Genomic DNA, 11,859 nt, shown 5'->3' with positions numbered 1-11,859 from the left:
GTTGGCGGGGCTTCTTTTATAAAATAACACAGATATGAACACTAGCCAGATATGGCAACCCAATGTCCTTCCGTGACTTCTACCCAACTGGAATGTTCCAGATTATAACGGTCCTCTACGTCCACATTTTCCCTAGCCGCTTCTTTGACAACATGCCTCTTTTTCTTCGCTTCTATTGCCGGATCAGGCACAGGAATAGCAGATAGCAATGCCTTGGTATAAGCATGTTGCGGGTTAGAATACAATTCTTCACTCTCAGCGAGCTCCACTATTTTCCCGTTATACATAACAGCCACTCGATCACTGATATGTTTAACCATGGACAAGTCATGCGCAATGAAGAGATAGGTCAATCCGAGTCGCTGCTGCAACTCTTCAAGCAGTTGAACGATCTGAGCCTGTATGGAAACATCCAGTGCAGATAGCGGTTCGTCACATACGATGAATTCCGGCTCCACAGCCAGTGCTCGCGCTATACCAATTCGCTGTCTCTGTCCACCTGAGAATTCATGAGGATAACGCTGCGCATGGGTAGGATCAAGACCCACCATTTCCAGTAGTTCCTCTACCCGCTTCTCCCGCTCAGCGGCATTGCCAGCAAGTTGATGGATATCAAGCGCTTCTCCAATAATATCCATAATTCTCATTTTGGGATTCAAAGATGCATAGGGGTCCTGGAAAATAATCTGCATATGTCTGCGCATCGTTTTCATCTCCGAAGCGGACAGACGATTAAGCGGAACTCCCTTAAACAGCACATCCCCACCTGTTGGCTCATGCAATCGCAGAATGGCCCGCCCCGTGGTTGATTTTCCACTGCCAGATTCCCCTACAACACCGAGTGTCTCTCCTTGCCGAATATGGAAACTGATATCATTCACAGCCTTTAAGGTGTTCCCTTTGCCCAGATTAAAATGTTGTTTGAGCGATTTCACCTCAAGCAGCGGCTTCTCATCTTCCAGATCTCGCGGGACCAATGATACCGGTTTGGGCTTTTTCTTCTGATCCAGACGTGGCAATGCATTCAGAAGCCTGATTGTGTACGGGTGCTTGGGATTAGCAAAAATCTCTGTCGTAGTCCCGGTCTCCACAATCTGCCCTTCTTTCATCACAACAACCCGGTCACACATGCCTGCTACTACGCCCAAATCATGGGTGATCAGGATAATCGATGTGCCCAGTTGATCCTGCATATCTTTCATCAAGTTCAGAATCTGTGCCTGTATGGTAACATCCAGTGCGGTTGTCGGTTCATCGGCAATGAGTAATTCAGGACGACAAGCAAGTGCAATACCAATCATAACCCGCTGACGCATACCTCCGGAGAATTCATGTGGATACTGGTTGTAGCGTATTTCGCTGCGAGTTATTCCCACCCGCTCCATCATGGCAATCGCCTGTTTCTTGGCTTCCCTTTTGGACACCTTCTGGTGTTTGATCAAACTCTCGGAGATCTGTTTACCCACTTTAATTGTCGGATTAAGGGAACTCATCGGATCCTGAAAGATCATGCCAATATCACGTCCACGGATGCTCTCCATCTCTTTCTGCGTTTTATTGGCAAGGTCGACACCCTTAAATAGAATTTCTCCATTCTTCATCTGTGAAGGCGGGGAGGCAAGCAGCCTCATAATGGAACGTGCGGTTACACTCTTTCCACTACCCGATTCTCCTACAATGCCAAGCGTCTCGCCTTTTCGCACTTCAAAACTCACTTCTCGCACTGCCTGAAACTCACTCTCTCCGGAGTGAAAAGAGACAGATAGATCATTAACTTTCAGTAAAGGTTCCATGATATCACCAGCTCTCATCCGTTTTTCGCCTACCCATATGTATACAATTATTACCTTGACAATTGTTTAGACCCTAAATAATATATACTATATCAATCGGAATAATGCAATTTAAACCTGAATGAAAGGAGGTACGTTTGGTTTGAATTTTGCAGAAGGCAGCAGGATCTCGCGGTTGGTGGACAATTTAAGTTTTATTTATGGCAAAATGCTGCTTCATCCTTCTTACCGATATGTTCTGTTCATTCTTGGATTACCGATCAATCTGGTCGTGTTTCTAATATGGCGTTCGAATCGAAAAAATGACGGCTGGGTAGCTGCCAGGCAGGCGGCTGAGCAAGAATTGCTCGCTTCTTCCTACCGGAACAAGCTGAAGTTGGAAGTGGAAGAACAACTGCGTCGCAAACATCGTTTTTTCCAGCAGCAGGTCAGTGAGGTAGAATTCAAGCGTCAGACCGAGGACTGGTTGGAAGAAAGTGTTCAGACAGCGTTGAAGGAGCGGACATCCCGCATACTTCAGGAACAGGGAAATCAACGTCTTACAATGGCCGATACGTTCCACTCATTGATCGATAAACCATGGTTTTTCGCGATATCCATTATTCCAGGCTGTCTGATGTATGGCATCCTGTTTTTGTATGGTAATCCTTATCTAAAGTACATATTTGAAAGAATACTGATGACGGTATTTGTCATTCTGGGCGTAGCCACACTCGTATTTACGATTTTGTATCTGTCTCCGTTCAACCCGGCAGCTAACATTCTGGGAGAGACAGCGACGCAGGAACAGATTGCAGCATTCAATCAAGTCTATGGCTTGGATCAGCCTTATCTTACACAGCTCTGGAACAATATCAAGGGAGTCGCCTTCTTCGATCTTGGCAAGTCTTTTGCAGGAAATGAAGACGTAACTGCAACGATTGCAAGGAAGTTTCCCATTACCTTGACGCTGGCGGTCATCTCCCTGCTATTAGCACTCGTCATTGCATTGCCCATTGGTATCATCTCTGCAATTAAGCCTAATTCGTGGTTCGACTACACCTTCATGTTTATTGCTCTGATTGGTTTATCGATCCCGAATTTCTGGCAAGGACTTATTTTCATTCTGAACTTCTCGATCAAAATGCAGTGGCTTCCCGCCACCTTTAACCCGCAGAACTGGCTGTCGATCATTATGCCCACCATTGTGCTGGGTACGGGACTGACCGCTGCAGTGGCTCGGATGACCCGGTCTTCCACACTGGAAGTCATTCATGAGGATTATGTGATGACCGCCCGTGCCAAAGGATTAAGCGAACGTCAAGTCATGCTGAAACACGCAGTACGCAATGCATTGATTCCAATTGTAACTGTGGTTGGACTTCAGTTCGGGGCCATGTTGGGCGGGGCAGCGGTAACGGAGAAAGTGTTCAATATCAGCGGTCTCGGCAGTTACATTGTGGATAAGCAATTCATTCCCGATATTCCGAGTATCATGGGCGGAGTAATATACACTGCCATTACGATCTCCATTATCAATGTAGCGGTTGATCTGCTCTACGCTTTTGTTGATCCAAGAGTGCGCTCCAAGATGAAACAATATTAAAGCAGGTGTACTATGACAAACTCGTCCTTAACACAAGAAATGCGTTTCCGGCTTAAGTCTTCTCGTGAATACAGTCAGGCTAGCTTCGCTTGGGTCACGTCCCTTCTCTTGACTGCATTGTTCCTGTTCAACAGTTATGACTGGAGCGAGCAGACGTTCAAACCATTTCTGCTAACGATCCTTGGGATCTACTTATTTTTCACACTGGTTCAAACGGTCATCACGTTTCGGATTCGAAAAGACTTGATTCGCACCGGTACCGTCTCTGCTCTGACTCGCAGGCTGGCATGGGTTCAGCTGCTTGCTATCATTTCAGGCAATATATTTATCGTGACGGCAGCCTTTCATCTGATTCGAAAATCCAGAAACGTGGATTATACCTTTGCGGTATACATGCTGTTAACCCAGCTGTTCGTGATCGGTGTATCCGCGTTAAATATCTTCAAACCTTATGTGGCTGACAACTTTCTGCCAGCCATGGCGGTGCTGATATTTATTCTGGTCATTGACTTGGTCGTACTGATTATCGTATCCCGATATAACGCGACCTCGATCCTTCCTCGCTGGATGATCGGTGTCAGTGCAGTGCTGATGCTGACCTCGATCACAGGTAATGTATTTGCACTATTGCTCGGTATTTCCATCATTGGACGCATTCGCAGACAGGGGAAACAAAAATCAAACTTCTGGAATGATCTGTGGGAGCGCCTTGCTCCGAATATGACGGCCATGTCCGGTTTGTTTTTTATCATTTTTCTGTTCTCGATATCCATCTGCAGTTTCTTTACCTTTGACTACAGCATGGCTGTGGAAAATAACTATTCCGCTCTGCTTCAATCCCCTTCCCTGGCGTATCCGTTGGGAACGGATGACTTCGGACGATGTTTATTTTCCCGGATTGTATTCGGTGCACGGATCTCCTTGATTGTAGGTTGCATGTCGACGATCATTCCTGTGTTGATCGGTGGAGTCCTCGGAGCGCTCTCCGGCTTCTACGGCAGGCATACGGATAATATCATCATGCGTCTGCTTGATATTCTCTATGCGATTCCGGGAATTCTGCTCGCCATTGCGATTATTGCAGCGTTCGGAGCCAACACCGTCAATCTTATTCTGGCGCTTAGTCTGGGTTCCATTCCAACGTACGCCCGTACGATGAGAGCCAGTGTACTCTATGTATCTACTTTTGAATTTGTGGAAGCTGCGCGTGCACTGGGGTACAACAATCGTACGATTATATTCAAACACATTATTCCCAACTCCCTTGCCCCCATGATTATCAAATCTACACTCACGATTGGCGGAGCTGTTATTGCTACCAGCAGTCTGAGTTATCTGGGACTCGGCGTGGAGCCGCATATTCCGGAATGGGGTAACATTCTGAAGCTGGGCAGCACATACCTGGAGACTCACTCTTATCTGGCCATTTATCCAGGCTTGGCTATTATTTTGCTGGTTCTTTCGTTTAACTTCCTCGGAGACGGTCTGCGTGATGCGCTTGATCCCAAACTGGAGAAGGCCTAAATGATTGGTTGAATGAAGAAAATATATAAAAATTCACACATCACACATTCTAGATATGGAGGGTAATCCCATGAAAAAACGGACACTGATCTCACTGCTATTAATTCTCGTCATTGTGATTTCCGGCTGCAGTGTAAAAACGAAAACCGAATCCCAGGCGGAGACCGCACCAGCGGACACCACAGAAACTGCACAAAAACCGGCAGACATTGAGCTGCTCGCCATGAGTTCTTCCGAAAATGATGTAAACATTGTCCGTGACCAGCTGACCAAAAACGGCTTCAATGTGAAGCTGAACCTGCAGCCGGATTACGGCAGCTTCAAATCCCAGCAGGATGCAGGGAATTATGACATTGCCTTGTCCAGCTGGACTACGGTAACGGGAAATCCCGACTATGCGGTACGTTCCCTTTTCAAAACAGGTGGAGATTACAGCATCCTCGCAGATGAGGAGATTGATAAGCTCATTGATCAGGCCGCTACCCAAACACCAGACGAATACAAGGATACGTATAAACAATTGGAGGATCGTTTGGTAACCGATCAGGCGTACATCGCTCCTCTGTACATTTCCCTGAAAAGTCAGGCTGTGAACAAAGACATTCTGAATGTCGACACCGTGCGTCTCTCCAAATCCCGCGCGATGGCTTGGGAACCGATTGAGTTCAAAGACAGCTCCAAAAATGCCAAAGATCCGTTGATTCTGACGCAAAGCGCATCCGTACTGACTTCCCTTGATCCGATCAAAGGAAATGACGGTTCCATCAACCAGTTGAATACGAATATGTATGTACGTCTCGTTAACCTCACGGATGACGATCAACTGACAGCAGAAGGATCACTGTCTCATAATTTCAGCATTGCCGAAGGTAATTCAGACTACTACTTCATTCTCAGAGACGATATCAACTTTGCGAAGATTGATAACAAAAAAGCTGTAGATACAGGCGAACGTGTGGGTGCAGATGATGTCATCTTCTCCCTGGATCGTGCGAAAAACAAAGATTCCGTTCCGGATCACCGGACATACAGTCTGCATGAACACATCAAAGAAGCTGAGGTTGTAACGGATCTGAGTGCATTGCAATCCATTAAACAATCCAGCGGTAACGGCACAATCCTCGAAGCATTGGAACAAGGACTGGGCAGCAAAATTACAGAACTCGTAACTGACAAAACCAAAGCGGATAATAGCGCAGGAAAATATCAGGTCGTTAAACTGACAACAACGGAACCTTTCCCACAAGTACTGAACTACCTGGCTCACCAATCTGCCGGGATCGTGTCCAAAAAACAGGTGGAGAGCATCAACACATATGATGTAGCTTCCTTTGACGTCAACAAAGATATTCCTTACGGTGATCAGAACACGGTAACTGAAGGCGCAGCATATAATAACACCCTCTATACTAGCGGACCTTATATTTTGTCTTATAAAAATGACTACGAAGCTGTATTCTTGCAAAATCCGGGATACCGCAAAGGCACTGAATATGCGCCGAAAATCGCCCAGGTCAATGTCCGGTTCATCGCGGATGCAGACAGCGCCCTCTCTGCTCTTCGCAGCAGTGAAATTCACTTATATTACGGCGTACCTGAAACCAAGTATGACATCATCGAAAATGACAGTAAGCTGACACTGCAAAGTATCCCAAGCAACGCCGTTTCTTATCTCCTGTTTAACACGGCCAATCGTGATGTTGCCAAGAGCAGCGACCTGAGAAAAGCCGTACTGTACTCCATTAATCAGGATGAGATTTTGAGCTTCTACAAGAACAACAAACTCAAAGCATACTCCACAGTAAGCCCGCTCGTTCAGACGGGGAATGAATTGAAAGCTGATCCTGCAAAAGTAAAAGAATTCTTGAGCAACTATAACGCCTCCAAATAAACGTTACCAAAAAGGCTGTCACCGGATCATCTACCGATCCTGGTGACAGCCTTTTTTTATTCTTCCGGCACACGGCAATCTGCCAAAATATCGGGGTAATTTCGCATGCTGTCTGCTTCAGTAATTTTGCGAATCACTTTACACGGAACGCCTGCGGCAAATGAATGTGGTGGAATATCACGAGTCACGACACTGCCTGCTCCGATGACACATCCATCTCCAATCGTAACTCCCCCGCAAACGGTAACGTTTGCCGAGATCCATACATCGTTACCAATCGTGACCGGTTTGGCATAACACAGCGACTTCACATCACCCTTCTGATCCACCATCTGTCTCCGCTCGCTGGCAATCATGGGATGAATGGGGGTAACAATCGTAACGTTGGGACCAAAACTGGTATAGTCCCCGATCGTCACTTGTGCATCATCTTGTACGGTCAGATTGTAATTACCGAAGAAGTGATCGCCTATCCGGGTATGCACACCATAATGAAAGAAGATGGGGCCTTGCATAAATCCACCTTCACCGATCTGCCCCAGTAGCTGTTGCAATATCTCATTCCTTTCCTCAGTCTGTTCTTCAAAGGTCTGACTGTAACGCTGACTGAGATTATGGGCCCGCCTTTTGATGGTCTTTAATTCCGAATCACTTGGACTAAACAAGATGCCCTTCATGATTCTCTCCTCTTCACGCATCATGAATCCTCCTCATCACGAGTTCACTTATAAAATAAAAATAAAAGCCGCTGACATGACCTGCGGGGTTATAGGGCTTCTGATAGAATGCTTGATTTCAATGCCTGAAGAACCATTCCCCTTAATCCAGCATCAAAATCATGTTGGAACGAGTCCTGATGCACGATCTCGGGCAATGACGGCATGGGATGCTGCTCCCCATACTGTTTCCACGCCAAATCCAGCTCTTCTCTCTCCACACGTTCCTGATAAATAACAATCTGGTGCGGTGCAACGACGGCATTGATTGTTTGCAGAATATGACATACCTGCACTACAAAGTCATCTTTGCTTATGTCACGTTTCCAATCTGGTGAATAAGGAAGATACTTAATTTCACCAAACATCCCGTTTTTCCCGCGAATCATCTGTCCATTCAACATCATGCCCATACCCGGCGGATATCGGTTCGGAAAATAAATTCCTGCTACACTCTGTTCCTTCATATCTGCATGCTGTGTACAGTACCCGCTAATCGCTGCATTCACATCATTCTCCACGAGAACGTTCAGTTGGAACTCACTCTCGATCTCCCGGATCAGATGGGAATGGATCAGCTCATCATGACTGCTCACGGTGATGTCCCCGTCCACGGCTTGTCCTGGAATGCCGATGCCAATCATATCAATGGAGGGGTACTCCGCAACGAAACGCGCGATAAGTTGCAGCACATGTTGTTTATCAAAAGTAGGCAGGATGCTCTCTTCCTTCAAAACAACCTTATTCTCCAGATTCATGACCGTAGCCGAAATCAACTCCTGGCCTTTCATCTCTTTGATGTAAAGAACCAAAGCAAGCTTGAAATTATAATTATATCGATATGCCTGAGCAGGACGACCGCCATTCGAGGGAACCACTTTATCCTGGAACAACTCTCCGCCATCACATAACTCCTGGATCAGTGCATTAACGGTAACAACACTAAGATTGGTTAGTGAGGCTAATTGCGGTTTGGTCGCCGTCTCAATCTGCTGCATGACTTCACGCACATTATTCAAATTGATGTATTTCATCATTGTAGCATTGGCTTTTTTCATAATCCTCTCGTTTCTACTCTGGTTCAATGGAGCCAAAGCAATGGTATGGATGTCATTTCACTCCATATCATAGCACAACGCAATACCTTACTCGAACCCACGAATTCCTTCGTGCTCACCAATAATCGAAATCGTCAAAGCTGCTCTATTCACTCAAATAAATCATCCATCGTTTTCACAGGTTTCACTTCAATCGGCTGTTTCGACAAGGCCATACTAGCATAGGTACCAGCCCAAATTATAATCGCCATAATAACATATGCCATTCATGCACACCTCCCTGTTTCCTGCAGATTTATGATTTTGCGATATTCCTCACATGTGCTTCATTATTTAATTAATAAATAAGCTTTATAAAGTATATTAAGTAAGTATGCGAGGATATCAGTTCTTTGTCAACTACAGCAACATATTTCCACTCGATGTCCATAACAATTAGCCGCCGAAAGAATCATTCAACGATTCTTTCGACAGCCGTTTGTCCCATATACAAGCAGTTTATTTCGAGTATATTCGCTGTACAGCAGGCAATAAAGTCACAACTTGAATACCCACTCCCCATGCAAAATAGACCAGGTGAATGATAGAGACATCCTGAATCCAATACACCTGCGCCATAATCCAGATGATGAGGGCAAACCCTGTGTATAAAGAAAAAGTCCAGGCCCAGTAACGGTCAGGATAGAGATTGAATCTCTCCCCCAGCCCCCAATGAGCATTGCGGATGAGCGCAATAGCAATCATGACAGGCATTACACCAAGAACAAGCAATAGAAGGATTCCCGGCAACAAAAAACTGGAAAACGGTGAATTCTGCAACAAAGATTCGGGCAAATTTACCATACTTCCAGTCGGGTCGATGATTAATATGCTTCCTCCAACGATCGCCCCAATCCCCAGAAATACATGCATCAAAATGAGTAACCACGATCTGCCTTCACGCTGCTTCATCATGAATTGCTCCTTCCATCCTCTCGTTTCTCAACCTCATACAGTCATTCATAGAAGGATTATGATAAACCCTCTACTACCATTCTCACACATGCCGTGCATTGTTCCTGTGCTTCTTTTCACTATATTGGTCTCGAAAATCATTCTTAATGGTAAAACTTGATAAAAGAACGTACGTTCGGTATAATGGAGTTATCCTGAATAAGCGAGAGGCAGATATGGACGACAAATTTATTAAAGAACTACGCGAGATTAGTCGGGATGACAGACGAAGATCGGAATTTATGATTCAAGGCTTGAAGGAAACGCTGCAAGAACGCAAAGAAGAAGGTTTACTCAAGCGCTGGATTCGGCGTAAGAAAACAGAGAAAAAAATCTCTCAACGGTTTAATCAAGATCCACACTCGGATCAAAAGTAACAACATAAAAAGGAGGCGGAATACGCCTCCCTTGCTATTTACATATTAGATTATTAGACTTCATTCTTGCCCGACTTATTCACGGCAGAATGGCAAAGGATCGAACGGGAAAGCCGGATGCTTTCTCCGCTTTCGGAACAATGTTGAAGATCACCGCGCCTTTAGCCGGTACCTGATCCAGATTCGTTAACAGCTCGACCTGGTATGTATCCTGAGCAAGTACATAATATTCTGCCAGGAGTGCCCCATTCTTCTGATAATCCACGGCTGAATCCGTGTCAAAGGTTTCGTGCCCAATGGCCTTTATTTTTCGTTCCTCAAATAAGAACGTAAGTGCACTAACCGACCAACCGGGTGCATGACTGTTGCCCTCATCATCTTTGTTATCAAATGCTTCATGGCTCGGCCAACGTTTGCTCCAATCCGTACGCAGGGCCACGAAGCTGCCCGCTTCAATCACACCATGTTCTCTTTCAAATGCAAGAATATGCTCCACGTCCAATGTGAAATCCGGATTGTTCTCTACTTCGGCTGACTGGTCAATGACGACAAGCGGGAGCACCAGCTCCTTCAAACCAAGTTCCTCCAGATACCGGGTATCCCGAACGAAGTGAATCGGGGCATCAAGATGTGTCCCATATTGACCTGGAAATTTGAAGCTCTGGGCAAAGAAACCTTGATCGTGATCAAACAGTGTATCGAATTGCGCTTCTTCAAAAGCAGAAAAATGTGGAGAATCCGGTCCAAATGTATGGGTTAGATCCACCCACTTTTTTTCTTTCAATAATTGAATGGCTTGAATGAGTTCGTTGGACATCCATATCACCTCATGCACAGATTGGAATAAATTTCTCCTATTATATCTTATTCCGCCACAAAATAAATAATAAAGTAATCTTTGGGGTGAAACTCATGTCTAAACTGGATAATATGTTGGCCATTCTATGGATGCTGAATTCAGGCAGAAAAATTACGGCACAAGAACTATCCGAAAAATTAGAAATCAATATACGAACGGTTTACCGTTATATTGATGCACTTTGTGCGAGTGGTGTACCCATAATCTCTGACACGGGTCATCATGGCGGGTATACTCTGTTAAATCAATTTATTAAGAGTCCCCTTCTTCTGGATGTGGAGGAGAAAACGACATTACTTCATGCCGCTGTCTTCGCAAAAGAAGCCGGATATTTTTTAGAAGAGTCCTTAAATAGCGCAACTTCAAAGCTTAGGATGCATTCCAATCCAGAACAGGAGAACATGATTAAGCAACATTTCGAAGGCGTTGAAGTTATAGGTTCACCTGGAGAACCAACGATCGAGCCCATATTGAGAACCTTGGAGCAAGGTATACTAAACGAATCGTCAGTAGAGATGGATTACCAAACCAATCATGAAGCGCAGTCCAAGCGTAGAACCGTGGACCCCTATGGCATGATCTATTGGAATCGTAACTGGTATGTTATAGCTTTTTGTCAGTTTCGGAATGAAATTCGCAGTTTTAGAGTGGATCGCATCAATCATGTGAACCAAACAGAATTAACGTTTAAGCGCCCGGCACTTTTTTCGGCAAGTACATTTTTCAGAAATAGCCTGCTTCCAGAAGCAGATGATTCGCAAACTTTTATTCCCCTGTTACTTACGGGGAAGTCAAGCACGTTGGATGGCCTATGCAGGCATTGGTATATGCGACAACATCTCCAGGAACGGACTCCTGAGCGTGCTGTATTTTTAATAGATAAAGAAAAGATGCATAAGTACGTCCCGAGCCTACTTTTGCCTTATGGCCGATCTGTTCAAGTCCTGGAACCAACCAGTTTGAAGCACAAACTGGTTGAAGCTCTATATGACCTCATTGACCATTATCAAGTTTAATAACTTCACTGACAGTAGATGTCAGTGAAGTTTTTTTATAATACGAG

10 protein-coding genes are annotated in these 11,859 nt (G+C 45.1%); 5 read left to right on the top strand and 5 right to left on the bottom strand.

What is annotated here, in order from left to right; genetic code table 11:
* Positions 1 to 41: 41 nt before the first annotated feature.
* Positions 42 to 1,793 carry an ABC transporter ATP-binding protein gene (locus ACTHPG_RS15325; RefSeq protein ID WP_440390451.1) on the bottom strand — a complete coding sequence of 584 codons (1,752 nt, stop codon included), beginning with the start codon at positions 1,791 to 1,793 and terminating at the stop codon, positions 42 to 44.
* A gap of 142 nt (positions 1,794 to 1,935) precedes the next feature.
* Here ACTHPG_RS15325 and ACTHPG_RS15320 point away from each other — a divergent pair, with 142 nt between their 5' ends.
* The 3 genes from ACTHPG_RS15320 to ACTHPG_RS15310 all read left to right on the top strand — a co-directional run bounded on the left by ACTHPG_RS15320 (position 1,936) and on the right by ACTHPG_RS15310 (position 6,793).
* Positions 1,936 to 3,378, top strand: coding sequence for an ABC transporter permease (locus tag ACTHPG_RS15320; RefSeq protein WP_440390450.1), 1,443 nt, complete (start codon positions 1,936 to 1,938; stop codon positions 3,376 to 3,378).
* A gap of 12 nt (positions 3,379 to 3,390) precedes the next feature.
* Positions 3,391 to 4,902, top strand: coding sequence for an ABC transporter permease (locus ACTHPG_RS15315; protein WP_440390449.1), 1,512 nt, complete (start codon positions 3,391 to 3,393; stop codon positions 4,900 to 4,902).
* Between the two features lie 70 nt (positions 4,903 to 4,972).
* Positions 4,973 to 6,793: an ABC transporter substrate-binding protein gene (locus ACTHPG_RS15310; protein WP_440390448.1), complete on the top strand. Its 1,821-nt coding sequence runs from the start codon at positions 4,973 to 4,975 to the stop codon at positions 6,791 to 6,793.
* 56 nt (positions 6,794 to 6,849) lie between these two features.
* Here the strand turns inward: ACTHPG_RS15310 and ACTHPG_RS15305 are convergent, their stop codons facing one another.
* From ACTHPG_RS15305 to ACTHPG_RS15295, 3 genes are all read right to left on the bottom strand, one after another.
* Positions 6,850 to 7,494, bottom strand: a complete 645-nt coding sequence (locus tag ACTHPG_RS15305) for a sugar O-acetyltransferase (RefSeq protein WP_440390447.1) — start codon at positions 7,492 to 7,494, stop codon at positions 6,850 to 6,852.
* 65 nt (positions 7,495 to 7,559) lie between these two features.
* Entirely contained in the window at positions 7,560 to 8,567 is a 1,008-nt protein-coding gene (locus tag ACTHPG_RS15300; RefSeq protein WP_440390446.1) for an ROK family protein, read from the bottom strand.
* A gap of 498 nt (positions 8,568 to 9,065) precedes the next feature.
* Positions 9,066 to 9,521, bottom strand: a complete 456-nt coding sequence (locus ACTHPG_RS15295; protein WP_440390445.1) for a hypothetical protein — start codon at positions 9,519 to 9,521, stop codon at positions 9,066 to 9,068.
* Positions 9,522 to 9,736: 215 nt separating this feature from the next.
* Between ACTHPG_RS15295 and ACTHPG_RS15290 the strand changes: the two genes are divergently transcribed.
* The gene (locus ACTHPG_RS15290; RefSeq protein ID WP_091034774.1) at positions 9,737 to 9,937 is read left to right on the top strand and encodes a hypothetical protein; all 201 of its coding nucleotides are present in this window, start codon (positions 9,737 to 9,739) and stop codon (positions 9,935 to 9,937) included.
* 79 nt (positions 9,938 to 10,016) lie between these two features.
* Here the strand turns inward: ACTHPG_RS15290 and ACTHPG_RS15285 are convergent, their stop codons facing one another.
* Positions 10,017 to 10,754 carry a cyclase family protein gene (locus ACTHPG_RS15285; RefSeq protein ID WP_440390444.1) on the bottom strand — a complete coding sequence of 246 codons (738 nt, stop codon included), beginning with the start codon at positions 10,752 to 10,754 and terminating at the stop codon, positions 10,017 to 10,019.
* Positions 10,755 to 10,849: 95 nt separating this feature from the next.
* Between ACTHPG_RS15285 and ACTHPG_RS15280 the strand changes: the two genes are divergently transcribed.
* Positions 10,850 to 11,812 carry a helix-turn-helix transcriptional regulator gene (locus ACTHPG_RS15280; RefSeq protein WP_440390443.1) on the top strand — a complete coding sequence of 321 codons (963 nt, stop codon included), beginning with the start codon at positions 10,850 to 10,852 and terminating at the stop codon, positions 11,810 to 11,812.
* Positions 11,813 to 11,859: the final 47 nt, after the last annotated feature.

Source organism: Paenibacillus sp. SAF-068, from assembly GCF_051967555.1.
Lineage (GTDB): Bacteria > Bacillota > Bacilli > Paenibacillales > Paenibacillaceae > Paenibacillus.
The sequence above is the reverse complement of the archived record's forward strand: the minus strand, read 5'-3'. Positions and strand labels throughout refer to the sequence as shown.

Coding starts and splice junctions, on each gene's coding strand:
- ACTHPG_RS15305 (WP_440390447.1), bottom strand. CDS start 7,494: ATGATGCGTGAAGAGGAGAGAATCATGAAGGGCATCTTGTTTAGTCCA.
- ACTHPG_RS15310 (WP_440390448.1), top strand. CDS start 4,973: ATGAAAAAACGGACACTGATCTCACTGCTATTAATTCTCGTCATTGTG.
- ACTHPG_RS15325 (WP_440390451.1), bottom strand. CDS start 1,793: ATGGAACCTTTACTGAAAGTTAATGATCTATCTGTCTCTTTTCACTCC.
- ACTHPG_RS15285 (WP_440390444.1), bottom strand. CDS start 10,754: ATGTCCAACGAACTCATTCAAGCCATTCAATTATTGAAAGAAAAAAAG.
- ACTHPG_RS15295 (WP_440390445.1), bottom strand. CDS start 9,521: ATGATGAAGCAGCGTGAAGGCAGATCGTGGTTACTCATTTTGATGCAT.
- ACTHPG_RS15280 (WP_440390443.1), top strand. CDS start 10,850: ATGTCTAAACTGGATAATATGTTGGCCATTCTATGGATGCTGAATTCA.
- ACTHPG_RS15290 (WP_091034774.1), top strand. CDS start 9,737: ATGGACGACAAATTTATTAAAGAACTACGCGAGATTAGTCGGGATGAC.
- ACTHPG_RS15300 (WP_440390446.1), bottom strand. CDS start 8,567: ATGAAAAAAGCCAATGCTACAATGATGAAATACATCAATTTGAATAAT.
- ACTHPG_RS15315 (WP_440390449.1), top strand. CDS start 3,391: ATGACAAACTCGTCCTTAACACAAGAAATGCGTTTCCGGCTTAAGTCT.